The organism is Pseudoalteromonas sp. CO325X (assembly GCF_004208955.1).
GTDB classification, from domain to species: domain Bacteria; phylum Pseudomonadota; class Gammaproteobacteria; order Enterobacterales; family Alteromonadaceae; genus Pseudoalteromonas; species Pseudoalteromonas ruthenica.
The window spans coordinates 168,449-192,752 of sequence record NZ_SGPG01000022.1; the positions used below are offsets into that span (position 1 = coordinate 168,449).

Consider the following 24,304-nt stretch of genomic DNA (forward strand, 5'->3'; position numbering starts at 1 on the left):
ATCAGGTATGGCCCTTCACCCCAATGCCGGAAAACTCGCCAAGCAAGCCGATCTTGTTAATGTACCTAAATTAATGAGCGCTTATTATCTCAACGAGCCTGATGTGGAGCAATTTCCAGAGCACCGGGTCGCATTTGGTACTTCCGGTCATCGTGGTTGTTCTTTTAATACGCAATTTAATGAATCTCACATTTTGGCTATTACCCAGGCTATTTGTGATTACCGCAAAAAAGAGAATATTTTCGGGCCACTGTTTTTAGGCAAAGATACGCATGCGTTGTCGGAGTCGGCGTTTAATTCTGCCATTGAGGTATTGGTCGCCAACGAAGTGCAAATCATTACCCAGCAAGACGATGACTTTACCCCCACTCCGGTGATAAGCCATGCGGTAGTGAGCCACAATAAAGCCCACCCACATGAATTGGCCGACGGCATTGTGGTGACGCCCTCACATAATCCACCTCAAGATGGTGGTTTTAAATATAATGCACCCAATGGTGGGCCTGCTGATACCAACGCTACAAAATGGATTGAAGATAGAGCGAATCAGTTACTCATTGAAGATCTGGTGGAAGTGGAGCTTTTCCCCTTTGCTAAGGCCGTGCGCTCTGGTTTTATCAAATACGTGGACTTAATAACCCCATTTGTTGCTGATTTAGCCAATGTCGTTGATATGCACGCGATCGCCAAATCAGGGATCACCATAGGTATCGACCCCCTCGGTGGTTCGGGAATTCATTATTGGCCGCATATTGCCAAGCAATATGGATTAAACCTCACGGTTGTGAACGACGCGATAGACCCGCGTTTTGCGTTTATGCCACAAGACAAAGATGGCAAAATCCGAATGGATTGCTCATCCCCTTATGCGATGACCAATTTGGTCGCACTAAAAGACCGCTTCGATATTGGCATTGGTAACGACCCAGATTATGACCGCCACGGTATTGTTACCCCAGACGGATTGATGAATCCCAACCACTTTCTTGCCGTCGCTATTGATTACCTATTAACTCATCGCAGTGCGTGGCCGGGCGATGTGAAAGTCGGTAAAACCCTGGTTTCCAGTGCGATGATTGATAAAGTGGTACAAAGCCACGGTAAAACCTTGTTTGAAGTCCCTGTGGGCTTTAAGTGGTTTGTTGACGGTTTGCACAGCAGAGAATTGTGCTTCGGCGGTGAAGAAAGTGCCGGAGCTTCGTATCTACGCTTAGACGGCTCGGTATGGAACACCGATAAAGACGGATTTGTTATGGGGTTACTTGCTGCTGAGATTCTCGCCGTTACCGGTAAAACGCCTTCGCAGTATTACCAGCAGCTAGTGGCAAAATTTGGTGAGCCAGTTTACAAACGCATTGACGCCCCTGCTAATAGTGAGCAAAAAGCGAAACTGAAAGCACTCAGTGCTGAGGCCATTACGGCCACTGAACTGGCCGGAGATGCGATCACAGCCAAGCTGACTCATGCGCCAGGTAATGATGCTCCGATTGGTGGTCTAAAAGTAGTGACTGAAAATGGCTGGTTTGCGGCCAGACCGTCAGGCACCGAAGACATTTACAAGATTTACCTTGAGTCCTTCCAAGGTGAAGAACATTTACAACAATTAGAACAAGCAGCCAAGGCGTTGGTTGATAACGCCATTGCTTAACCCGCTCATATAAGCCAGTCGTTCGACTGGCTTTTTACTGTTTATCTTGATAACGCTGCCGATAGGCGGCGAAGCTCTCACAATAAAGGTGTACTATGTATTTACAGCGTCTGAAAGAGACCGGTGACTTCCTTAGCATAACCCGTGAAAATGAATTCAATCTGCCGCCAGAGCAGTTCACGCTTGATAATGGCACAATTGTAAAGGTCCTTGACACAGGAGTCATTGAATTCACTCCAGCGCAATACGGTGATAAGGATTTTGTTTTCTCCAGTGCCGTGCATGGCAATGAAACTGCGCCTATAGAAATTTGTGATCAACTGATACAAGCCATTATCGCTGAACACATTACTTTAACTCACCGTGTGCTGTTCATTTTTGGTAATCCGAAATCAATTAATATTGGTCAGCGTTTTGTCGATGAAAACCTTAATCGTCTATTCTGCGGCAAGCACAGCGAGGGTGGGGTAGATAACCCTGAGCGTCAGCGCGCGAAAAAGCTTGAACACTATGTAGAGCAGTTCTTTACCATGGCGGGGCAAGGGCGCTATCGTGCACATTATGACCTGCATACCGCGATTCGCGACTCCAAGAACGAGAAATTTGCGGTGTATCCGTTTTTACATGGTAAACCCCATAAACGCGAACAACTACAGTTTTTGCTTAGTTGTGGTGTACAAACGGTGTTGCTAATGTCTGAACCCGCATCCACCTTCAGTTATTTTTCTTCCCGTCATTTTGATGCAGATGCGTTTACTATTGAATTAGGGAAAGTGCGTCCTTTTGGTGACAACGACATGAGCCGTTTCGCTAAAGCCAAAGCCACCCTTGAGGCATTGATCACGCAAGAAACCGTGACTTACCCTGAACTTCATGCGGATGATGTTGAGTTATTTTCGGTTTATCGCACCATTAATCGCCATCATGAAGATTTCAGCTTTACCTTTGCCGACGATGTGCCTAATTTCACTGGCTTCGCCAAAGGTGAATTATTAGGTCATGATGGTGAGCAAGAAATTCGTGCCGAGGTAGAGGGTGAGGCGATTATTTTCCCTAACGCTAAAGTCGCATTGGGGCAACGAGCTTTGCTCACAGTTGTCCCCACAAAACTCACCGATGAGTTCATCTGATCCGACCACTTTGCTCCGTAATATTCATTTATTTCAATACGTTACGGAGCGTACACGGAACTTGCCAAGGCCCCATTCTCAATGATGTGAATATTCGGCTATCATTAGTTGAATATACCTTTACGTTGACGTAAAGTGGCGGCAGCATAATTTAAACTAAGCGCGTGTAGTGGAAGATTTAGACCACTATTTACTAACTGAAAGACTAACTATTGCAAGTTAGTCTTTCAGCAAAGCAACAATAACAACATCTCAACGCTTAGCTTGGTGACAACAACAGAAGGGAAGGTTATGACTAACCCCAATAATGTTTCGTTGAATATTAATCACGAACTAGAATTTATTGATGGCCATGGCCTCGATGTGCCTACTTATCGCGTTCTTAGTGAACAAGGTAGTGTGCTTGAGGGCGCAAAAGAGCCAGAAATTGATAAGCAAACAGCGCTAAAAATATACGATACCATGCGCTTCATTCGTGCCTTAGACGAGCGTATGCAAGCAGCACAACGCCAAGGGCGTGTCAGCTTTTATATGCAGTGTTTAGGTGAAGAAGCTGCGGTAACCGCCAGTGCGGCGGCGCTTGATGATAATGATATGATCATGGCGCAGTATCGTGAGCAGGCGGCGCTACGCTACCGAGGTTTTACCCTAGAGCAGTTCATGAATCAGATGTTCTCAAACGAGCAGGACTTGGGTAAAGGCCGCCAAATGCCAATCCACTATGGCTCACGTGAACTCAACTACATGACCATCTCGTCACCGCTGGGCACGCAAATTCCACAAGCGACTGGGTATGCTTATGGGCAGAAACTGAAGCACGTCAACAAAGACTCCGGCGAGCTCGATAGCACTATTGATAATGTCACCATTTGCTATTTTGGCGAAGGGGCGGCATCAGAGGGTGATTTTCATGCCGGGTTAAATATGGCCGCTGTACATAAAGCGCCAGTGCTGTTTTTTGCTCGTAACAACGGTTATGCGATTTCCACCCCCGCCGATGAGCAGTTTGCCGGCGACGGTATTGCATCGCGTGGTGTGGGTTATGGTATTAAAGCTATCCGTGTAGATGGAGCCGATGCCTTAGCCGTTTATGCGGCGACCAAAAAGGCACGTGAAATTGCCACCGAAACCGGTGAACCTGTGCTAATTGAATCCCTCGCTTACCGTTTAGGGGCGCACTCAACTTCGGATGACCCGAGCGGCTACCGCTCTAAAGATGAAGAAGCAGGCTTTCGTGAAAACTGTCCAGTCGCACGTTTTCGCAATTGGTTGCTGAGTAAAGGCTGGCTTGATGAACAAGAAGACGAGCAAGTTAAAGAGAAAGTGCGTGAGCAAATTCTTGAAGCTTTGAAGGCGGCAGAGAAAGTGGCTAAGCCACCGTTGGAGGACCTTATTAGCGACGTGTATGACACGCCCATCCCGAGTCTTGAAAAGCAATACAATGAATTAAAGACTCATATTAAGAAGTACCCCGATGCCTATCCAACAACAGCAGGGAGATTGAAATAATGAAAACAATGAACATGCTTCATGCTATCAACTCGGCGTTGGATATCACCATGGCGGAGCACGACCATGCCTGTATTTTCGGTGAGGATGTTGGCTACTTTGGCGGTGTATTTCGGGCCACGTCCGGATTACAAGAGAAATACGGGAAACACCGGGTATTCAACACGCCGCTAACCGAACAAGGGATTGCTGGATTCGCCAATGGTTTAGCTGCGTTTGGTGCGCCAGCGATTGCTGAAATTCAGTTTGCGGATTACATTTTCCCTGCGTTTGACCAAATCGTTAATGAGTCAGCGAAGTTCCGTTACCGCAGCGGTAACGAGTTCAATGTCGGTAATCTTACCATTCGTACACCTTATGGTGGTGGCATTGCCGGTGGTTTATACCATTCGCAATCGCCTGAAGCGTATTTTGCGCACACCCCGGGGTTAAAGATTGTAGTACCGCGTAACCCATATCAAGCCAAAGGCTTACTGCGCGCTGCTATCAAAGATGACAACCCAGTGCTGTTCTTCGAACCAAAGCGTCTCTATCGGGCCTCTACTGGCGAAGTGCCTGAGGAAGATTACACCATTGAGCTGGGCAAAGCTGAAGTGGTGCAAGAAGGTAAAGACGTGACTGTATTGGCCTGGGGTGCACAGATGGAAATCATTGCAGCAGCGGCTGAGAAAGCTAAAGAGCAGGGGATCAGTGTGGAGCTGATAGACTTGCGCAGCATCCTTCCTTGGGACGTCGATACCGTTGCTGAGTCTGTGAAAAAGACCGGTCGACTCGTGGTGAGTCATGAAGCGCCTATTACTAACGGTTTTGGCGCCGAGATTGTGGCGACCATCCAGCAACAATGCTTCCTTTACTTGGAATCACCCATCACGCGTGTGTGTGGCTTGGATACACCGTATCCATTAGCATTAGAAAAAGAATATATTCCAGATGCGCTGAAGGTATTCGAAGCCATTAAAAACGCGGTTGAGTTTTAAGGGGATAATCATGGCAAGAGATTTTATTTTACCAGATATTGGTGAAGGCATTGTTGAATGTGAAGTGGTTGAGTGGTTGGTGGCAGTCGGTGACGAAGTCAAAGAAGACCAGCCTATTTGCGATGTCATGACTGACAAAGCCCTAGTGCAAATCCCAGCGGTACATGATGGCGTGATCACTGAGCTTTATTATGCCAAAGGGGATATTGCTAAAGTACATCAACCCTTGTTTGCAATGGATGTAAACGGCGAGCAAGAAGACAGCTCCAAGGCGCAAAGCACCGAGCAAGAGCCCGAAGTGAAGCAAGCGAGTGCAACGTCTAACAGCGCGGGTACTCAGCGCGAGGACTTTATCTTGCCTGATATTGGCGAGGGCATTGTCGAGTGTGAAATAGTTGAATGGTTGGTGAGTGAAGGCGATACCATTAAAGAAGACCAAGCGGTATGTGATGTGATGACCGACAAGGCGTTGGTACAAATCCCTGCTAAGTACGACGGTCAAGTGGTCAAGCTCTATTATCAAAAGGGTGATATTGCTAAGGTGCACAGCCCGCTATTCCAAATGGAAATTGCCGGTTCGACAAACGCCGAGCAAAGCAGCGAGAGCAGCGACTCGGCAGCGCAATCACAGCACAATGAAGCAGCCTCAGAGACCTATACTGACACCTCAGTTGCCCAAGGCAAAGCATTAGCCTCACCGGCTGTGCGTCGCCGTGCGCGTGAGCATGATATTGACATCAGTAAAGTTCCTGGCAGCGGTAAAAATGGCCGTGTATACAAAGAAGACATTGAACGCTTCTTGGCATCTGGTGACACAGCGCAAAGTGCTTCGCAGCAAGGACCTAGCAACACTATATCGAGTAACGCCAATCAACAAAGTGGCGGGTCTCGTGTAGAGCCGATCAAAGGTATGAAAGCGGCCATGGCGAAGCAGATGTCGGCGTCGGTTTCCACGATTCCGCACTTTACATACAGTGACGAAATTGACCTTACGGACTTAATCGCATTGCGCGGCGCGCTCAAAGAGCAGTATAAGCAGCAAGGCGTGAAGTTAACTATGATGCCATTTTTCATCAAGGCGTTATCACTGGCGATGCAAGAATTCCCAGTGTTAAACGCGCAAGTCAATGATGAGTGTACCGAGTTAACTTATTTCGATGACCACAACATTGGCATGGCCGTTGACTCTAAACTTGGATTGCTGGTACCGAATGTAAAACAAGTGCAGAACAAATCGATTGTTGATGTGGCTAACGAAGTAACTCGCCTTACCGACAGTGCCCGAGAAGGGCGTGTGGCGCCAGCCGATTTGAAATCAGGGACTATCTCTATTTCTAACATCGGTGCTATTGGCGGCACGACAGCTACACCGATTATCAATAAGCCTGAAGTAGCCATTGTTGCCCTTGGTAAAGTACAGCAATTGCCGCGCTTTAACGAAGCTGGTGATGTTGAAGCGCGTGCAATAATGCAGGTCAGTTGGTCAGGGGATCACCGTGTAATTGATGGCGGCACCATCGCCCGCTTTAATAATCTATGGAAAGATTTCCTAGAGCAGCCAAGTAAAATGCTGATGGCAATGCGCTAACTGGTCCAATTAGCTGAACAAAAACTGAAAAAACTAGCTCCGGCTAGTTTTTTTTATAGCCATTTTCCTCTATTATTATCCTAACTTTTGCGCTGCAAAGGTGGCTTGCTCTGACGTACATCGCTCAGGACAAAGGAATTTCAAAATAACTAATAGGAAAATAGTGATGAACTATTATATTGAAGCGTTTCAACGCTTTGCTGATTTTAAAGGCCGTATCCGTCGTAAAGCTTACTGGATGTTCTTTTTATTCAACTTCATCTTTAGCATCGTTACTGCGGTGATTGATGGCGTTTTAGGCACGGCTTTTATCGGTTCAATCTACTCGTTAGTGCTACTTGTTCCAAGTTTAGCTGCGGGTGCTCGTCGCTTACACGATACTGGCCGTTCTGGTTGGTGGCAACTACTTTACCTTATTCCAATTATCGGTTTTATCGTAGTTATTATCTTCCTTGCGCAAGACAGCCAAGAAGGTGACAACGATTGGGGTGCAAACCCTAAAGAAGGTGATATCGAAGGCGCCACTGCCTAATCGATAACGAGATATATAGAGCCGGTTTAGTACCGGCTTTTTTTATGTCCACAGCTTTATAAAATACCAGCCATAGCCTAAAACGAGCGCCGGTATCAAGGTATAGACTGTAGCAATAAATGCGGCCTTGGGTGACAGGGCGATGGCAGGGAATAAGGCATCCCCATCATTTGAGATGGCATTGGCCAACAAGGCACTGAATGGGAGCCCACCTTGAAGGTATAGGCCAGTGACAACGATCTGCGGGCCACAACCGGGGATTAAACCAATCAGCGCAGCGATTAAGGGCGTCCATAGTGCATACTGATTAAACCACACCGTTAAATCAAGCCCTGCGAGGGTGCTGACAAGTTCAAAAGCAATAAACGCAGCCACCACCCAGACAGTAATAAAATGGGTATCTTGTATGGCTTTGAGAGTTGCAGATTCAGGCTCGGGCGGACAGTCTTCACAGGCAATAGATTGATAATTACCCTCATTTTTGGTGAGCGCCCACACCAGCATCGACGCCACCGCTAAAAAACTACCGCCATACAGCACCATGGTATCGGCACCTTGGAATAGGGTTGCCGGCTCGATATTAAACGCCAAAACGAGGGCAACAAGTAATAGCAATGGTAATGCCCATATCCATATTTGCTTTGTCGCCATCAGTAACGGGCTTGCAGGCTTGCCTTGCAATACATCGGGGTCTGGTTTTTTATGGTGAAATTCGATATCAGCGTGTATTTTATTAACTAGCGTGCCCATTAACGCGCCCGCCACCAGGCTAATAGCAAGGACTAACAGGGCATCAAAAGGACTGGCTGCCAAGAGCAAAAAGGCTGCATCCCCCATTGTGGCGCTTAACACCGCAACAACGGCACCGAAACTGACTTGCCCCCGGGTAAATTGGGTCACGACAATAATGGCGCCACCACAGCCAGGCAACGCGCCTAAGAACGCCGCGAATAACACTTCAAATTTAGGGTAACGCTGAGAGAACTGCCCTAATTCCAGTAAAGGATAACGCTTTATCAGCAGGTAGTAGAGCAGTAGGGTAGCAGCGACAAAGACACTGACCTGAAAGAACGCATCACTGAGCGCCGTTAACGTCAGTTCGCGGGTGCTAGGTAAGGCCAACAGTAGCGCCAAACCAAGAGGGAAAAATAACCGTTTATTAATGACTTTCATCCAATTGGTTGTAAGAACACAGGGTGAGAGAGTCGATACGGGCATAATGTGTAACCTAGATCATAAACTAGGTTACACTATAATTTAATCTAAATGATAATTAAACCTATTTAGATCTTTGGAATTCTGCGTCTGCATACCACTGCGGCCATTCGCTTTGCTGTGAGATGTCATAGCCCACTTTGTAGAACAGCTGCAAATCCTGTACTGCACCGGATAAATCCCATTCATCGCGATAGCGATCGCAAGGTTGGTGATAACAGCCGCGCAACACTAGACCCATACGTTTACGATACTTAGCCGTTTGCGCATCTGCAGGCTCACTGCCACCCCCGGCGTACATCGCCGGCACACCCATGTTGGCAAAGGCAAAGTGATCAGAGCGATAATACCCACCTGAGCTTGGTTTAGGATCGCCAGACACACTACGCTGCTGCATTTTCGCGGCTTCGCTTAGCATATCATCAAGTTCAGACTTACCCATGCCGACAACGCTGATGTCTTTAACTTTACCGAGTAGGTTCAAGCTGTCCATATTGATATTGGCAACGGTTTTATCAATATCGATAACTGGATTAGCAGCGTAGTATTTTGCCCCTAACAGACCTTGCTCTTCAGCAGTAACGGCTAAAAACGTCATCGAACGGTCTGGGTTTTTGGGCAATGTGGCAAAGGCTTCAGCGACTTCAATCATACCGCCAGTGCCGGTGGCATTATCATGTGCGCCATTATAAATCTGGTCGCCCTTACGATTCTTATCGGTTCCTAAGTGATCCCAGTGCGCGGAGTAGATAATGTGCTCATCAGGTTTCGTGCTGCCCGGTAGCGTGGCGATAAAGTTATAGGAAATCGATTTTTTTATTTCGCTGTTTACTTCAACGCTGGCAGTTAAATCGCCCATATCAACATGGTAAGCACCTTCGCTTGCACGTTGTTTAGCTTGGTCAAAATCCAGACCGGCTTTTGCGAATAGCTCTTTGGCTACATCCACAGTCACCCAGCCTTCCACCGCTACGCGGTCCATATTGTTGTTATCTTTTTGGAAGCCAAACTGGGGGCCGCTCCACGAGTTTTCGACCACCGACCACGGATAAGATGCAGGTGCGGTCTCGTGCACAATAATAGCACCAGCAGCGCCTTGGCGGCTTGCTTCTTCATATTTATATGTCCAGCGGCCATAGTAGGTCATGGCATCGCCGGTGAACAACTCCGGATCCTTGGTAGCGAATCCTGGGTCGTTAACTAGCATCACTACGGTTTTACCTTTTACATCAAGACCTTCATAGTCGTTCCAGCCATATTCTGGGGCGTTCACACCATAGCCGACAAATACCAGCTCAGAATCGTTAATGGCCTCTTTAGCGCTAATACGGCTGGTCCCCATGACCATGTCTTTTTTATATTGGTAGTCTTTTCCGCCAATATTGAGGGTCATGTTGGGGTCGGCTTCAATCGAGACCAGCGGCACTTCTTGTAAGAAGCTATTACTATTGCCGGGCTTAAAGCCTAGGGCCGTAAATTGTTCGGTTAAGTAGGCGAGTGTGAGTTCTTCACCTTTGGTTGACGGAGCTCGTCCGCCAAATTCATCCGAAGCCAGTGTTTTAACGTGCTGCGCGAGTTGTTCAGCATTGATGCTGTTCCAGCCCGCCATAACGTCTTGTTCAGTAATTTGTGTGCTTGCACAGCCAGCAAGGATGCCGCCAGCAAGTAAAGTCAGTGGGAAATAGCGTTTCATATTTATTCATTTCATTGCTATAAGACGACAGCCAGTATAAGGATAGCGATGAAATTACACCAGTTTTTGCGCTAAACTAGGCAAAATTTACGGTTAAAATAAGTAGTAATGAAACGTTTTACCCCCTATCCGCAGTGGCGCACTGATTGTTTACAAGGCGGTGCATTTGCCCACCTCAACGCCCTGTTTGCCTTAGAGCAATATCGCGACTGGCCGAGTTTGAGAGAGTTAAACCAAGATCAATTGGTGAACGCCCAAGGTTTGGCTATAGAATTTATAGCCAATAGCGAGTTTGAACTGGATGGGCGCTATTATGAGCAATTCATTTATGAAACTGGCAAAGTCCCCACGCGCAGCGAAAACTGGCATGACTTATTTGGTGCCTATATATGGCGGCTATTTCCTAAAACCAAGGCCTTACTCAATCGCTTACATATTGAGGAAATGGCTCTGCAAACCTGCTCTAAGCGCAGTAAAAAACGTAATGCACTGACCTTATTTGATGAATGTGCCGTGGTATTAGCGGTGAGTGATCCCAGTTGGATAACCGCCTTTCGCCAACACCAGTGGCAGGAGGTATTCGTAGAACGCAAAGAGCAGTGGCAACATAGCATTCGTGCCTATACCTTTGGCCATGCCAATTATGAAATGCTGACACAGCCGTTTATTGGCTTAACAGGTAAAGCGTTATTTATCGACGTTGACGCTGATATATTTTGTAAAGATTTAAGTGCCCAATACCGCTACCTCGATGCGCGCCTATATGAGATGATAGCCGAGCAAAATGTGTTGGCTGATAACTCTCAGCTATCCCCGCTTCCCTTGCTCGGGGTACCGGGATGGTATGACGATAATGTCGACCCAAATTTTTATGCCAATACGGATTACTTTCGACCAAAACGAAGGAACACAAAATAATGATAAGAGTGAATGGGCTACAAAAAAAGTTCAAACTCACCAAAGACCATAAGAAAAATGTCAAAGAGTCGCAGCAAGACCCCCGTGAAGACAAAGACTTTTTCCATTCGGTACGCGATGTCAGTTTTCATTGCAATCAAGGTGAAGTACTAGGGTTACTTGGGCCTAATGGCGCCGGTAAAACCACCACGCTACGAATGTTATCAACCGCATTAAAACCCGACTCAGGAAGCATTGAAGTTAATGGCGTGGACGCGGTTAAAAAGCCCTTAGCGGGGCGCAAAGCCATTGGTTTTCTCTCAGGGTCTACAGGCTTGTATGGGCGCTTAACAGCGAAAGAAAATGTTGAGTACTTCGCCAAGCTCCATGGCCTCAGAGGTTCGGCGCTCGCAGAACGTTGTGAAGAGCTATTTACCTTGTTGGATATGCACAGCTTTTTGGATAAACGAGCCGATAATCTGTCTACCGGAATGAAGCAAAAAACCAATATCGCCAGAGCCGTGGTACATAAGCCCGATGTGGTGATATTGGATGAGCCCACCACAGGCTTGGATATCATGACCACGCAAACGGTGATTAACTTTATTAAAGGCCTTAAAGAGCAGGGCACACCGGTGATTTTCTCGACCCATCATCTCGATGAAGTTGCGTTATTGTGTGACCGCGTCAGTGTTATTGACTTAGGGGTCACTTGCTTTGACGGCACCTTAGCGCAGTTTAGCGAGCAAGGGCGCGCGACAGCGCTGAACGACGCGTTTATGAACATTCTTGAGGATCATCGCCATGTATGAAGTATTTTTAAAGGAAATAAAAGAGCTGTTACGCGATAGAAAAACGCTGATGTTCGTGGTTGCGCTGCCGCTGCTTATTTTTCCGATAATTTTTGCGCTTATTGGCTTTTTAGCATCGCAGGCCGCGCTTGAGGCCAAGCAGGAAGTGCACACATATGCCATCGTTAATGCCCAATATGCAGAGCCTTTCGCGAAGGAAGTCTTTTTTCATAAAAGCTTTAAAGAGCTTGAACAAAAGCATTCATACCAGAGCATTGATGACTTAAAAGCGGCGGTGGAAGCAGGAACCATCGATGTCGGTATTTATATTCCACACGATGCGCAAGGCGCGCTGGATAACGGTGAACAGAGCACCTGGCAAGTTATATTTAATGATGCGCAAACCATCAACTTCTTATTTACCAACTTGAAAGAAGTGGCGGACAAATACGCGCAGCAACTACAAAGTGCCAAGCTTATTGAGCTTGGGGTCAGTGAAGATGCCCAGGCGGCGTTGCTACAGCCCATCGAGCTTGAGAAGGTCAATACCGCCGATCAGCGCGAAAATCTCGGTGAGAAAATCGGTGCCTATATCCCTTATCTGCTGCTACCTTTAGTGCTGACGGGCGCCATGTATCCAGCCATTGACTTAGGGGCCGGTGAAAAAGAACGCGGTACTTTGGAAACGCTGTTATTGACGCCTCTATCACGTACTCAAGTGGTGCTCGGTAAATTCTTAACGGTATTTTGCAGTGGCATTACCAGTGCCATGGTCACCGTACTCAGTTTTGGCTTATGGATCACCCTGGCTGGGCAATTTATTGAGCTTGATATGCTTAAAGAAGCCTTTGGTACGGTAATGGTGACCGACTTATTATTGATTTTGTTGCTATTAATTCCGGTTGCCGCGATTTTTGGCTCTTTAGCGCTGACCATTTCTATTTATGCGCGCAGCTTTAAAGAGGCACAAAACTACATGTCGCCGCTGTCATTTTTAGTGTTCATCCCTATCATTGTCGCCATCATGCCGAATATGGAATTGACCGCTAAAACAGCGCTGATCCCTATCACTAATATTTGCCTGGCTATCAAAGAGATCATTAAAGGCACAGTTGATTTGGGCTTAGTGGGACTTATCTTTGCAGCCACAGTGGTGCTTGCCGGGGCGTTACTGGCATTTTGTACCTACTGGTTTAATAAAGAGGATGTGCTGTTTCGCTAAGTTAGGTAATTTAGTTAACTAATTGTTACCCGATGTAATATCTATATAAGGCGTTCCTTCTATACTCAGCACTACGCTAAATGGTATAGAAGGAACCGTCATGAATCTTACCCAACCGCTCATCTTGGCGACTAGCATCGCGCTGGTGCTTAGTGGCTGTAACAATGCGACCCCAGTGGCTGATGAAATCCAAAGCGGTGATCCGCTGTTTTGCAAGGCCAGTCAGCAGTGGGTTACCAACCCCAGCAACCCACCGGCAGAAATTCCGGGGGAGGGTGAGAACCTATGCCAGTTTTATCAATTTTCTTGGCAGTGGTTTATCAATCTAATGGCAGCGCCACAATCGACACGCAATTTCCTTGATTCCGTCCAATATCCCGTGTTTTTGGGGACTGAACAAAACTCCTGTGCAACAAATACCGTTGCGTCAAAGCTTTTTATTCGCACTCAGAAAGACAGCCACACTAGCAGCAGTGATTTCACTTTGCCTAGCGGCACCAACCAGGCGCTCAACGACGCAGTTATTTATGACCAACAAGGTAACGTCGTTCTCTACGAGGCTCGCTTTAATAAGAACATGTGTAATGTTGCATCAACCTCGACAACACTGCCTGCTGGCACGACAGAGATAAAGTCGTCTTGGCGCAAGATCAGCGAACAAGAGAAAAGCGACTATGTGTGGATCCAATCTGATACTAACGCCAACGGCAAGCTTGAGAGCGACGAGATTTACGGTATGGTGGGTTTTCATTTAGTAAAAAGTACGGCGCTGCACCCAGAGTTTATTTGGGCTACGTTCGAGCACCGTAGCAACGCCCCCGACTGTCAAACTAAGCCACAAACGTCGCAAGGGTGGAGTTTTGCCAGTAGCCAATGCGCAAGTTCCTTACCTAACCCGAAAGCGGGCTGTGACTTCAATAAAACAGCGGATATCTCCGGCAGCACCCCCTTAACTGGCACGCCAACCGAAATTTGCCAAGTTTACGCACAAGGTACACGCGCAGGAGATAACCAAGCGACAAAAAATCGCGCTAATATCACTACCATTAATAAGCAGTTACAAAGCAGCTTTGCCGCCTTGCCTAGTAGTAGTGAGCTCCAGGTACTCAGCCAATACAAGTTAGTTGGGGCATTGTGGGTCAGTGATCCCAGTCAACCCAGTAGCCTTGAGAATCAACGAGGCTCTATTCAACTTGCTAATACCACCATGGAGACCAATGCTCAGCAAGGCTTTGGTGAATTGAGTTACAGTGGTAATAGTAACCTGCAACCCGCAGCTAATTGTTTTGCTTGTCATGGCTATAGCGGACCGCAAAGTAATGCGCAAGTTAGTCATATCTTCACCCATATTCACGGTAGCGGCGAAGGAAAATAGTTAAAGGGTTTTTTAGCCATGCGCCCTTAGCGGCGCTTTACTTGGCAGCCTAGTTTGCTAATATCGTCCATTATTCAAAGGATTGCTTTATCAGTGGACGATATCTATGCGCTTATTATTGGTATGGCTGGCGATGGTAGCCAGCTCTGCTTCAGCCCAGTCACTTACCCTCGTTTATCAAGTGGACAATCGCCACACCAGTGAGCGCGGTGAAGCGGTGTTACATATATCCAATTCGGCCATTGCCAACCACTACCGCTTGCCCGATATGCAGTTATCGCAAATCACCCGGCAAGGTGAGGGTCAGTATGTGCTTATTCATAGCCACAAGCAGATCTTGTTTCGCGACTTTCAGCCTTTTTATGAAAATGCCAGTCGCCAACTTAAAGCGATGGCCGAGAGAATGGGCAAGAGTGAGCAACAATTATGGAAGATGATGCTCGACCCTAGCAACGACCCCAGTGCGGCCACTTTCTCTCAAATAAACACACAGCAATACCAAGGAGTACGTGATGAGGTTGTGGTATATCGTGTGCAGACTGAGCAATCGCGACTTAGTGCCTCCGAGCTTGATTGGCTCAAAACTCGTTTAGAGCAGCAGATGAGAATTCCCCAGTCAGGACTGGGGTTAATGGCCGACAACGTCGATGAGTTACTGCGATTATTTACCTATGATCACAATGCGATTCCAAGTCGCATTGAGGATCTTGATAGCGGCTATGTATTGACACTACAAAAGCAAAAATGGGGGGCGCTAGAGCCGTCTGCCTTTTCTTTGCCCGCAGGGTATCTCAAAAAAGACATCACTGAACAAACTCTCAACCTCATGAAATATTTACAAGGCTTGAACAAGGATGAATAAAGTAACTATTTTGCTGAACCTATGTGCGTTACTGGTATTAACGTCGAATATGTCAATGGCTTCTACTAAGTCATCAAGCACTCCCCCAGAAGTGAAAGGTTCATGGGCCAATAAGGATGAAGATGGCGATGGTATAGCAGATGAGCTTGATAGTGCGCCATTTGACGACAGTGTTGGCGAGTGGGTTGTGTTGAGTGATATTGAGCCCAACAATTCACACCTTAGTGCAAATAACGAAGACGTGAATTTACCTTTTAAAGTTGAAGGAGTGATTAGTCAGCGAGAGGACAAAGATACTTATCGTTTCACAGTATTAGCTCCAACTCAGTTGAGTGTTGTGATTCACAGCCAAAACTCAGTCTTCAGCCCTCGTGCATTTATTCTGGGCAAGGATAATTCATCACTTCAAGCTTACAAAGGCATTGCCGAGCCTTTCGGCCAGATGAGGTTTATAGCATCGTATCAAATTCAAGAACCAGGAGATTACCATCTTTCCGTGTCTGATTTGCATTTTAGGGGGAAGCAATCATTCTCTTATGATGTAGCAGTCTTTGAGGATAGCTCTGTTAATGGCGTCCCAGACTCTATTGAGAATGCGCTCAGAATGACAGGAAGATATAGCCATGATAAGGATGGCGATGGAATAAAAGATGCCGCAGAATTTTACATTTATAAATATGACCGTAATTATGATCATGATGTAGACCGAGATGGCATCCCCAATTGGCAAGACGAAGACGCAGACGGCGACAGTCTACCTGATAGTTTAGAAGGTGCTACAGATACCGACAAGGATGGGCGCCCAGCGTTTGCTGACCTGGACTCTGATGCCGATGGCCGCGATGACTCGGCGCATAGCAATGAAACTCCTCTTAAAGATGCTGATTTTGATGGCCAGCCAGATTACAGAGACATAGATGATGACGGGGATTTAGTCAACGACAATCATGATAGTGACATCACTCAGAAGGTATCAGTACCAGAGTTCCTGAGTGATGATTATATTGAGATTAGTAATATTAACTACAACTATCAGAATACTGTTTTAATACCAGATTTGGCTATCGAAAACGAATCAGCCATATTACGCATTAACGGTTCTATTAGTGATGGTTGGCTCTCCATTCAGTTCGATGAAGGATTTATCAACATACCTGCAAAATCTGTTAATGGCCGAGTCAAGTTTGATATTCCTTACGGCGCTAGAGCAGTGTTTTTCACTGACGGTTCACGCAAAACCAATACAATAGAAGTAGCAGCATCCCCTAAAGGTATTCCAATAGTTCTGTCTGATCAAGATATCCTAGATGGGAAGAAACGTATCTCTAAACATGTTGGAACTACACTTGTTATCGAAGGTGACTACTTCTACTCAGACTCTCTAATAGTAATCGGTGATGAGGAGTACACTCCCAAATCGCAATCGCTGAAAGAATTAACAATAGACCTAAATTCAGAAATAGAATCAGGTGAGTTGCGTGTAAAAACTAGTTATGGCTATTCAAATAGTGTGAGTTTGCAGGTAATAGAGTCTAAGGTAGTCAACCTAGCGCCGATATTTGAAAATATTGAAAGTGAAATAGTTTTGAGCTCTTTTACTGGTCAAGACCATGAGTTTAAAAATGGTGTAGCGACACTATCAACACAAGGGCACTTTTATTCTGGGTTTTATGTTGCAAGTAAGTCTAATGTTAATATGCCTTTTTATATGTACCTAGAGGGGTTGGAGAATCCGTTTTCACCCTTACATTTGGCTATATCGAGTATCTGGCATGACGTCAGGCCAGATCAAGTGCTTTCAGAGAAAGACTCGCTGGACTATTACAACCTTTTATCTAGCATGGATGAAGTACTTTTATTGTCAGAATACATAAATGCCCACTCAAATACGGTTAATATCATTAATGATGAATATGAGCGACTACGTACACTAGCTATCAAAAGGGCACAAAAGCAAATTGCTTCTTTCGATAAAAGATGAATAACATGATTTGTTTTTAATATAAGTTAAAATTTATAAGGGAATTATTTTTACCTCTCATTTCGAGGGGGAATAGCAAGCCTTTAAATTTCAAAATTTAATTGTTGACTAATAAAAAAGGTGAGTTGATATATTATGGATAAACTTATAGTTATACCTTGTTTGGTTATTCTTTCTTTGCTTTCAATGCCGGCTAGGGCTAATGATATTCCGCCAGAGTTGGTGGTCAAAAGTAAAGCAGTTATTGATAGCTATTTTACCGGTGACAGTAGTGAATTCTTAAAGCAGTATCATCCTGTGCTTGGCAAAGCGATGGAGGAACACTCAAAAGGCATGGTTGAGAGATTATACCATAGTAAACGTGAGGAAATAGTTGAGTATGATGATTGGGATAACATTGCTTTAGAATATAGTAAATCAGGCGCTCGACGGTTTGATTCGCCGATGAAGAAGCGTTTTTTCCCGGCTATGGAAACTAAGCATGTTATCTTTTTTGTATTTGAAAGAGAAAAACTGACAGTAACAGAGAGTTTGTCTTATGTTAAAGATGATGGTAAATGGTACTTAGTAAACTAATGAAAGACTCACTTTCAAAGCTTATTAACAATAATATGGAATTACCTGCTTTTGCGAAAGCAGGTAATTACCAGCTTAGAAACACTGGATTTTGGCCACAGAAAACTAAGTTACAGTGGGCGATATTTTTTATTGTCAATTTTGCCGTATCTTTAGGTCTTGCATCACTGGCCTTAGACCTTTTCTCACAGCAGCGTAATCAAAGCACTACTGAACCCACATGCGACTTTTGAAAGGCGAATGCTTTTTCTTGTTAGCGCGTGGGGTCATGGCACCAAACATAACCCAACAAACTCTCAACCTCATGGAATATTTATAAGGCTTGAACAAGGATGAATAAGGTAACTATTTTACTGAACGTATGTGCGGTACTGGTATTAACGTCGAATATGTCAATGGCTTCTACTGAGTCATCAAACATTCACCCAGATTTGAAAGGTTCATGGGCCAATAAAGATGAAGATGGCGATGGCGTATTGGACGCTGAAGATGACTTTCCTTTTCTACCCCAATACACCAAGTACCCTCACACCGTAGAGAAAGAATTCAATAATAATGTGGCCCAAGCGAACACTGTGGGTAAGCTTCCCTTCTCAGTTGAAGGGGTGCTTTCTCTTTCTGCCGATATCGACGACTTTAAGTTTATTATAACAGATGCTGATGTTGAAGCTGGTAAGTCTGTTAGTTTTGTGGTTATTGAGCAATCACCGCGATTCCACCCTCAATTGGGTATATTTAAAAATAATGGCCGAGTTGTACAACATATAGATATTGCTATAGATAAGGTTACGCCTATTGGCACTGCTATTGCCTTTACGCCAAAACAAAGCGGTGAATATAACCTCTCAGTGCTTGATTATCATGCTAACCATGCAGATGACTTTAAGTATCAAGCCTACGGATTTGTGGACACCGATAAAGACGGTGTACCTGATAATAAGGAACAAGCACTAGGCCTGAATTACAAGATTCAAGACTCCGATGGTGATGGAATTGCTGATGGTAATGAATACTGGATATTGAGTGAAAACGGTGAATTTGTTCATGATGTAGATGCGGATTCGAAGCCGAATTGGTCTGATGATGATTCAGATGGCGATGGTATCTTAGACACATTAGAGGGGACTGTTGATGATGACAGGGATCAGTTGCCAGCATTTGCTGATTTAGATAGCGATAACAATGATATTTCAGACTCTGAAGAGCAACGAAATAATGCTGGTATCCTTATAGACACTGATAACGACGCTCTACCCGATTATATAGATATTGACGATGATGGTGATGCGGTCCTCGACATTAATGACAGTAGACCAAAGGAGACGCTCTTCTATAATCGGCTGACGAGTGAACCAAAAATAAAACTTGGCGTCACTATTTATGAGTTAACTAAAAAAATTAAGTTCATCAACAAAGCAAGGGTCTCAAAACACTTAAAACTCAAGGGCGAAAATATACCGCAACAAGGTGGGTTAGCTGTTATTACCAAGGGAGATGAGCGACTTCCAGTCGTCAATATTCCGCTTGAACCGCAAAGTCAGCAACAGGCGAGCATTATCTTGCCCCATTATGACGATGTTTCCCTTGGAGGTGAGGAGCTCACACTGTTCATTGTTAATGATAATATTCGTAGCAACGACATCACAATCAAGCTGTTGCACCCAAAAACACCGCTCATAAAGTCAATTTCTACTCATCGGGCAGAACCAAGTGAACAGGTTCAAGTTAGAGGGGAAAATATAGATGATTTCGCAGAGCTTGTGATGGGAGAAAATCATTATGAAGTTGACTGGATATCTAGCAAGTTAGCTACGTTTGATGTTCCAAAGGAAGCGATAAGCGGCCGCTTTTACCTTCAAAATGTATATGGTAAGAGCAATTCACTCCACATTAATATCGTGAATAATCGCGATGTAAAAATTGAAATAGCAGCTCCAAGTGCCTATGAATCGTTGCATGGCGAGGTTAAGGTGCTTCCGCATGAAAAAAGTATGCAGAATTAAATAGTGTTGCTGGTCAGCAATTAGAGGTAGATAGGCGTACTTCAAGCATCTCTATTTGGCATAACGGAATGGCCGTTTTGTCCTCCGTTTTAGTCGGTAACGAAAACTCATTGACCATGAGCCTTGTGAGCACTGCTGAGCACTATGTACTCCAACCGCTGTTTATCTCGGCTTCGATTGGCAAAAGAAAAAAGCTGCTAAGTTGTCTGCGCTCGTCATCACACTACGAGAGTTATATAAACTATTTCAAGGGAGGCGTAGAAGAAAACTATAAAGCCTTTTTTTCCGATAACAACGTAAAGCGCTCACTTAAGGTGATAAATCTGAGAAATAGAGTTAACTCCTGCGCACGCTCGAGATAGTTGAATATGGGGCTGTGCTTTCTTGCCCTTGTAATGAAAATACTCTACTGAATTGAATTTTAAACTAACCAAAATGATGGATCAGGTGATGTTAAAAGAACGAGTGTTGTGTACTTCTTTGCTATTTTTGAGTGCAGTTGCAATGGCAGATGAACCGAATGTAGAGTTTTATGCCAAAGACAATCAGGCAAAAATTTTCATTGAAAAATGTCATCTTTGGCGCGGTGCTATGCGAGATGACAATAAAGAATTGATGTGGAGTTTTGTTGAAGAAAAATATAAAGGCACCCTCAAGCCTAAAATGGCCAATAAAATGGGTAAGGTCGCAGAAAATTATCGCGAAGCGCTCGCCTCAGCAGGAAATTATGTAGGAGAGAAAGTCGCTTTGTCTAAAAAAGCGCCAGCGAATTATTCAGAGGTTATATTGAAGTGGAGTAATGGGGACAAGAAACATTTCAGGGATAGCTGTATATTCGAACGACTACCAAACACATCTAAATGGGTGTTAGATATATAAAAAACGATTTAACAATCGTATAAATGCTTAAGCCAGCGGCCAGCGTCGCTGGTTATTTAGTGCACACAAGGAATAAAAATGAGCCAAGGATTACAGATAAAATCGTTGCGGGAGTGGATAGCGACCATTTTAGCTGGCTTCTTTTCACTGTTAGTCGTCCTAGCTATCGTGAGCGGTGATATTGAGTCAGTTTTAATAAACACGCTGCTTACCTTGTTGCTTGCGGCTTATCAGCGGCGCTTTATACTCGATAACGACGCTCTGCTAATTCGCAGCCAACTAAAGTTGTTTGGCATCGGGATGATAACCTTTAGCGTAAAGCGTATTGCGCTGTCATCGCTCAATGAGCTTGTGCTAACGTTTGGACGCGCTAAAAACGAGTTAATGCTTACCTTTTCATCTGAGCATAGCACCCAAGTGGAGCGCTTCGACTTTAGAGGCCAAGGTGAACTGATCAAGCGTTTACTCGCGGACTCAGGCATTGATTATACCCTACGTAGTAAGGGGACAGCGAGTAAAAAGGGGCACAAAGCCGGTGCAGCCAGCAAAGACACTGTAGCTGATATTTTCTATCGCCATACCTCTCCTGGCGAGATACTCTCAAGCCATAGCGTGTCGCGCTTTGCGATGCCACTGCCAAACAGCCAACGTAAGACTGTATATATTGCGGTCGCTTTTGGTTTGCTAATAACTATAGGCGTTGTGAGCTCATCCCAAAACTGGATTGCTGGGTGTGTTCTTTTAGCGCTGACCTACCTGAGTTATTGGCTGGTTCGAGCCCATTTATGTAATCAGTATTACTTTATCGCCCAATCACCTCAAAGCGATATTGTGGTTGACGAGCAGTATTTACAACTCCCGGCACTGCTGTTTGCAGATAAAAAAGCGCGTAAGGTAGCAAAGGAGCACGTCCGCTCGATAGAGGCAAGATGGAATTATTACGTAGTAGATAGCGATTCCATTGGCTGGTCTCGACGCAAAATTAAACGCCCACACGTGGTGTCATTAACCTTTATAACCGACGAAGGCCCGACTATTGCTGTGAGCAATATGGCCATCAATGGTCAAGCGCTGTTATTAGCGCTTACGCATAAGAATTATCCGGTATCGCTTGAGCGCTCAACAAAACAGGCACTGCCGATGCTGTTTCATATACGTATTGCCGTTTTATTGGGCGTTGTTGGCATTATCATCTCATCGATGATTCGTTTTCTATAAATAAGGATTGTTATGAAAAAACTAACGTTAATAGTCTTGCTGGGGATTATCAGTAGCACCGCATCTTATGCTCAACAAGTGAAAACTGATAACTCACTGAAAGCCACGTTGTTTGGCAAAGACGATAGTAATCTTGATATCCAACTGGAGAAAGCTAAACAGGGGGATGCACAAGCTATGGCTCGCTCTGGTTGGCTTTTTGCTCTAGGGTTGAAGCCAGATTATGATAAGTCGCACTATTGGCTCAATAAAGCTATCGAAAACGGAAACACAACCGCGTTCTATTTTTATGCAAAATTATATGAAGAGGGAAATTTTGGGGAAAAGAATCCTAAAAAGGCGTTCGATTATTATCAGCAGGGCGCTGACAATGGCAATTTAACCGCTATGTACTACGTATATGAAGCCTATCGAGATGGCAAAGGTGTTGCCGTGGATGAGCAAAAAGCCGAGGAAGTGCTCAATGAGTGTGCCAAGGCCGGTGGAGAGCTTTGTTCTGGATGGAAAGAGTTTAAAGACAACCTCAAACGTTCAAGAAAACAATCAAACTAAGCGGGGACAGCTAATCTAGCACTGTTCGCTCAGTTTCAATGTGCATAAAGATAAAAGAAGGAAAGAAATAAATGAAAGGACAAGGATTAGGGCTGTTAGTGGGGACTGTGGGGATCTCATTACTGTCATTTGCTGCGATGAAGCTATTTTTATTTGTTGAACCCCCTGGATTTATCAATATTGGAATGATGGCCGTGGGCAGTATACTGTGTTTATCGAGTCTCTTTCTCGTTACGCGTAAATCCCTAAATCTTTAAGCGTTCCGCTTTCTAGATAAAGGTATAAAAGGGTTTACGGGAAATCAGCGGCAGCCGTCATGGTTGCCGCTGCAAATAACTAACCTATCAAGTTATACAGAAGCGCAGAGACCGCCAGTACACCTACAAGTAACACAAAGTAGGTACTGAGCTTGCCTTTGTAACGTGCAAGGGAAGGGACTTTGTACACTGCAATCATCGGCATAATAAATAAGATCATCGCGATGATTGGACCTGAAATCGCCCCCATCATATCCAAAATACTGGGGTTATAGATGGCGCAAATCCAAATCGCCACAAACATCAAGGCAACACCTAGCTTATCCGCCCCCTGATAACTTAACTTCGAATGCTTAACCGCTAAGCCATTAAAGCTCTCGCGTGCTCCCAAGAAGTGACCAAAAAACGACGAGGTGATGGCAATAAAGGCCACCAAGGGGCCAACATAGGCCAAAAGGGGGTTGTCATAGGTATTAGCAAGATAAGAGAGCACGGAAATATTGGCTTCCTTTGCGGCTTCAAGTTGTTCAGCACTGAGCGCAAAAACACATGAAAATACAAAAAGAAGTACAAAACTTATCAGCATAATTGCAGTGTACTTGAGGGTTTTGTCAGACTTTACACGTGCACTTTGGCCATAATGACGACGCTGTGCATTGGCAAAGCTGGAGATCGCCGCAGCATGACTAAAAGAAAATACGATAACAGGCACGGCCAGCCATAAGTTCTCAATAAACTGCGGTGCTTGGGCGATATCTGTACTGGGGATCTGCCAGTGTGGCATTAAATACAGAGATAAACCAAACAGTACCGCAACTAAAGGGTAAACCAGGATGGCAAAGGCGCGCAGCATTAGCTTTTCGCCTCCGAGCATCACGGCCACCATGGCCGCCACCAGTACGCCGGAGAGTAGCGCTCGAGGCGGTTGTGCAAAGCCCAGTTGATGCACGATAAAGTCATTCACGGTGTTGGTCAGGCCGACTCCGTAAATAAGTAAAATAGGGAAGATAGATAAAAAATACAGCAGTGAGATTAATCTGCCCGCGCCAGCACCGAAGTGTTCTTGCACCACATCAGTGAAGTCACTGTCGTCGTGTTTAGACGATAACACAAAGCGTGCTAAGCCTCGGTGCGCGAGGTAGGTCATTGGGAATGCGGCACAGGCCATAATGATGAGAGGCCAAAAGCCGCCGAGGCCGACATTAATGGGTAAGAATAAAATACCTGCACCTACTGCGGTGCCAAATAAACTTAATACCCAATGGGTATCGTGGCGAGACCACGCCGGTGCTGTGGTGGTGCCTTCACCGCCGAGCACATGTTGAGAGGAACTCATAGATACTACCTTTGAACTGCATAAAAACGTGGCAATCATACAGAATTTGGCAAGGTAATTCAT

22 protein-coding genes are annotated in these 24,304 nt (G+C 45.2%); 19 read left to right on the forward strand and 3 right to left on the reverse strand.

Annotation, left to right across the window (positions count from 1 at the left end):
• The first annotated feature begins 7 nt into the window (after positions 1-7).
• The 6 genes from pgm (at position 8) to EXT46_RS13000 (ending at position 7,384) form a co-directional block, all read left to right on the forward strand.
• Positions 8-1,648 carry a phosphoglucomutase (alpha-D-glucose-1,6-bisphosphate-dependent) gene (gene pgm, locus EXT46_RS12975; RefSeq protein WP_130147756.1) on the forward strand — a complete coding sequence of 547 codons (1,641 nt, stop codon included), beginning with the start codon at positions 8-10 and terminating at the stop codon, positions 1,646-1,648.
• A gap of 95 nt (positions 1,649-1,743) precedes the next feature.
• Positions 1,744-2,778, forward strand: coding sequence for a succinylglutamate desuccinylase (gene astE / locus EXT46_RS12980; RefSeq protein WP_022946549.1), 1,035 nt, complete (start codon positions 1,744-1,746; stop codon positions 2,776-2,778).
• Between the two features lie 291 nt (positions 2,779-3,069).
• Positions 3,070-4,287 carry a thiamine pyrophosphate-dependent dehydrogenase E1 component subunit alpha gene (locus tag EXT46_RS12985; RefSeq protein ID WP_022946550.1) on the forward strand — a complete coding sequence of 406 codons (1,218 nt, stop codon included), beginning with the start codon at positions 3,070-3,072 and terminating at the stop codon, positions 4,285-4,287.
• Positions 4,287-5,264: a transketolase C-terminal domain-containing protein gene (locus EXT46_RS12990; RefSeq protein ID WP_022946551.1), complete on the forward strand. Its 978-nt coding sequence runs from the start codon at positions 4,287-4,289 to the stop codon at positions 5,262-5,264. The genes EXT46_RS12985 and EXT46_RS12990 overlap by 1 nt, the downstream gene beginning before the upstream one ends.
• 10 nt (positions 5,265-5,274) lie before the next feature.
• Entirely contained in the window at positions 5,275-6,852 is a 1,578-nt protein-coding gene (locus tag EXT46_RS12995) for a dihydrolipoyllysine-residue acetyltransferase (protein ID WP_130147758.1), read from the forward strand.
• A gap of 166 nt (positions 6,853-7,018) precedes the next feature.
• Positions 7,019-7,384: a DUF805 domain-containing protein gene (locus EXT46_RS13000; protein ID WP_022946553.1), complete on the forward strand. Its 366-nt coding sequence runs from the start codon at positions 7,019-7,021 to the stop codon at positions 7,382-7,384.
• 42 nt (positions 7,385-7,426) lie between these two features.
• Here EXT46_RS13000 and EXT46_RS13005 read toward each other — a convergent pair whose 3' ends face one another.
• Together EXT46_RS13005 and EXT46_RS13010 are read right to left on the reverse strand one after the other, a co-directional pair.
• On the reverse strand, positions 7,427-8,602 hold the full coding sequence (locus tag EXT46_RS13005; protein ID WP_130147760.1) for a putative manganese transporter: 1,176 nt from the start codon (positions 8,600-8,602) through the stop codon (positions 7,427-7,429).
• Between the two features lie 61 nt (positions 8,603-8,663).
• Complete coding sequence (locus EXT46_RS13010) at positions 8,664-10,292, reverse strand: M28 family metallopeptidase (protein ID WP_130147762.1); 1,629 nt, start codon at positions 10,290-10,292, stop codon at positions 8,664-8,666.
• Between the two features lie 108 nt (positions 10,293-10,400).
• Here EXT46_RS13010 and EXT46_RS13015 point away from each other — a divergent pair, with 108 nt between their 5' ends.
• The 13 genes from EXT46_RS13015 (at position 10,401) to EXT46_RS13075 (ending at position 22,905) form a co-directional block, all read left to right on the forward strand.
• On the forward strand, positions 10,401-11,210 hold the full coding sequence (locus tag EXT46_RS13015) for a DUF3025 domain-containing protein (RefSeq protein WP_130147764.1): 810 nt from the start codon (positions 10,401-10,403) through the stop codon (positions 11,208-11,210).
• The gene (locus tag EXT46_RS13020; RefSeq protein WP_045978335.1) at positions 11,210-12,001 is read left to right on the forward strand and encodes an ATP-binding cassette domain-containing protein; all 792 of its coding nucleotides are present in this window, start codon (positions 11,210-11,212) and stop codon (positions 11,999-12,001) included. Before EXT46_RS13015 ends, EXT46_RS13020 begins: the two co-directional genes overlap by 1 nt.
• Entirely contained in the window at positions 11,994-13,202 is a 1,209-nt protein-coding gene (locus EXT46_RS13025; RefSeq protein WP_053910460.1) for an ABC transporter permease, read from the forward strand. The genes EXT46_RS13020 and EXT46_RS13025 overlap by 8 nt, the downstream gene beginning before the upstream one ends.
• A 100-nt stretch (positions 13,203-13,302) precedes the next feature.
• Positions 13,303-14,577, forward strand: coding sequence for a hypothetical protein (locus EXT46_RS13030; RefSeq protein WP_130147766.1), 1,275 nt, complete (start codon positions 13,303-13,305; stop codon positions 14,575-14,577).
• A gap of 106 nt (positions 14,578-14,683) precedes the next feature.
• Entirely contained in the window at positions 14,684-15,439 is a 756-nt protein-coding gene (locus tag EXT46_RS13035) for a hypothetical protein (protein ID WP_130147768.1), read from the forward strand.
• Positions 15,432-17,420, forward strand: coding sequence for a hypothetical protein (locus EXT46_RS13040; RefSeq protein ID WP_130147770.1), 1,989 nt, complete (start codon positions 15,432-15,434; stop codon positions 17,418-17,420). The genes EXT46_RS13035 and EXT46_RS13040 overlap by 8 nt, the downstream gene beginning before the upstream one ends.
• Before the next feature lie 135 nt (positions 17,421-17,555).
• On the forward strand, positions 17,556-17,996 hold the full coding sequence (locus tag EXT46_RS13045) for a hypothetical protein (protein ID WP_130147772.1): 441 nt from the start codon (positions 17,556-17,558) through the stop codon (positions 17,994-17,996).
• On the forward strand, positions 17,996-18,229 hold the full coding sequence (locus tag EXT46_RS13050; RefSeq protein WP_130147774.1) for a hypothetical protein: 234 nt from the start codon (positions 17,996-17,998) through the stop codon (positions 18,227-18,229). Before EXT46_RS13045 ends, EXT46_RS13050 begins: the two co-directional genes overlap by 1 nt.
• A 99-nt stretch (positions 18,230-18,328) precedes the next feature.
• Positions 18,329-19,999: a hypothetical protein gene (locus tag EXT46_RS13055; protein ID WP_130147776.1), complete on the forward strand. Its 1,671-nt coding sequence runs from the start codon at positions 18,329-18,331 to the stop codon at positions 19,997-19,999.
• A gap of 450 nt (positions 20,000-20,449) precedes the next feature.
• Complete coding sequence (locus EXT46_RS13060) at positions 20,450-20,878, forward strand: hypothetical protein (RefSeq protein WP_130147778.1); 429 nt, start codon at positions 20,450-20,452, stop codon at positions 20,876-20,878.
• A 78-nt stretch (positions 20,879-20,956) separates the two neighbouring features.
• On the forward strand, positions 20,957-22,096 hold the full coding sequence (locus tag EXT46_RS13065; RefSeq protein WP_130147780.1) for a hypothetical protein: 1,140 nt from the start codon (positions 20,957-20,959) through the stop codon (positions 22,094-22,096).
• Between the two features lie 12 nt (positions 22,097-22,108).
• Positions 22,109-22,648, forward strand: a complete 540-nt coding sequence (locus EXT46_RS13070; protein WP_130147782.1) for a tetratricopeptide repeat protein — start codon at positions 22,109-22,111, stop codon at positions 22,646-22,648.
• Between the two features lie 71 nt (positions 22,649-22,719).
• On the forward strand, positions 22,720-22,905 hold the full coding sequence (locus tag EXT46_RS13075) for a hypothetical protein (RefSeq protein WP_130147784.1): 186 nt from the start codon (positions 22,720-22,722) through the stop codon (positions 22,903-22,905).
• Between the two features lie 79 nt (positions 22,906-22,984).
• Here the strand turns inward: EXT46_RS13075 and EXT46_RS13080 are convergent, their stop codons facing one another.
• Positions 22,985-24,241: an aromatic amino acid transport family protein gene (locus tag EXT46_RS13080; RefSeq protein WP_130147786.1), complete on the reverse strand. Its 1,257-nt coding sequence runs from the start codon at positions 24,239-24,241 to the stop codon at positions 22,985-22,987.
• Between the last annotated feature and the right edge of the window lie 63 nt (positions 24,242-24,304).

Bases quoted from the DNA above. Each gene is read 5' to 3' on its own strand.
- pgm (WP_130147756.1), top strand. From the start codon at position 8: ATGGCCCTTCACCCCAATGCCGGAAAACTCGCCAAGCAAGCCGATCTT.
- astE (WP_022946549.1), top strand. From the start codon at position 1,744: ATGTATTTACAGCGTCTGAAAGAGACCGGTGACTTCCTTAGCATAACC.
- EXT46_RS12985 (WP_022946550.1), top strand. From the start codon at position 3,070: ATGACTAACCCCAATAATGTTTCGTTGAATATTAATCACGAACTAGAA.
- EXT46_RS12990 (WP_022946551.1), top strand. From the start codon at position 4,287: ATGAAAACAATGAACATGCTTCATGCTATCAACTCGGCGTTGGATATC.
- EXT46_RS12995 (WP_130147758.1), top strand. From the start codon at position 5,275: ATGGCAAGAGATTTTATTTTACCAGATATTGGTGAAGGCATTGTTGAA.
- EXT46_RS13000 (WP_022946553.1), top strand. From the start codon at position 7,019: ATGAACTATTATATTGAAGCGTTTCAACGCTTTGCTGATTTTAAAGGC.
- EXT46_RS13005 (WP_130147760.1), bottom strand. From the start codon at position 8,602: ATGCCCGTATCGACTCTCTCACCCTGTGTTCTTACAACCAATTGGATG.
- EXT46_RS13010 (WP_130147762.1), bottom strand. From the start codon at position 10,292: ATGAAACGCTATTTCCCACTGACTTTACTTGCTGGCGGCATCCTTGCT.
- EXT46_RS13015 (WP_130147764.1), top strand. From the start codon at position 10,401: ATGAAACGTTTTACCCCCTATCCGCAGTGGCGCACTGATTGTTTACAA.
- EXT46_RS13020 (WP_045978335.1), top strand. From the start codon at position 11,210: ATGATAAGAGTGAATGGGCTACAAAAAAAGTTCAAACTCACCAAAGAC.
- EXT46_RS13025 (WP_053910460.1), top strand. From the start codon at position 11,994: ATGTATGAAGTATTTTTAAAGGAAATAAAAGAGCTGTTACGCGATAGA.
- EXT46_RS13030 (WP_130147766.1), top strand. From the start codon at position 13,303: ATGAATCTTACCCAACCGCTCATCTTGGCGACTAGCATCGCGCTGGTG.
- EXT46_RS13035 (WP_130147768.1), top strand. From the start codon at position 14,684: ATGCGCTTATTATTGGTATGGCTGGCGATGGTAGCCAGCTCTGCTTCA.
- EXT46_RS13040 (WP_130147770.1), top strand. From the start codon at position 15,432: ATGAATAAAGTAACTATTTTGCTGAACCTATGTGCGTTACTGGTATTA.
- EXT46_RS13045 (WP_130147772.1), top strand. From the start codon at position 17,556: ATGGATAAACTTATAGTTATACCTTGTTTGGTTATTCTTTCTTTGCTT.
- EXT46_RS13050 (WP_130147774.1), top strand. From the start codon at position 17,996: ATGAAAGACTCACTTTCAAAGCTTATTAACAATAATATGGAATTACCT.
- EXT46_RS13055 (WP_130147776.1), top strand. From the start codon at position 18,329: ATGAATAAGGTAACTATTTTACTGAACGTATGTGCGGTACTGGTATTA.
- EXT46_RS13060 (WP_130147778.1), top strand. From the start codon at position 20,450: ATGTTAAAAGAACGAGTGTTGTGTACTTCTTTGCTATTTTTGAGTGCA.
- EXT46_RS13065 (WP_130147780.1), top strand. From the start codon at position 20,957: ATGAGCCAAGGATTACAGATAAAATCGTTGCGGGAGTGGATAGCGACC.
- EXT46_RS13070 (WP_130147782.1), top strand. From the start codon at position 22,109: ATGAAAAAACTAACGTTAATAGTCTTGCTGGGGATTATCAGTAGCACC.
- EXT46_RS13075 (WP_130147784.1), top strand. From the start codon at position 22,720: ATGAAAGGACAAGGATTAGGGCTGTTAGTGGGGACTGTGGGGATCTCA.
- EXT46_RS13080 (WP_130147786.1), bottom strand. From the start codon at position 24,241: ATGAGTTCCTCTCAACATGTGCTCGGCGGTGAAGGCACCACCACAGCA.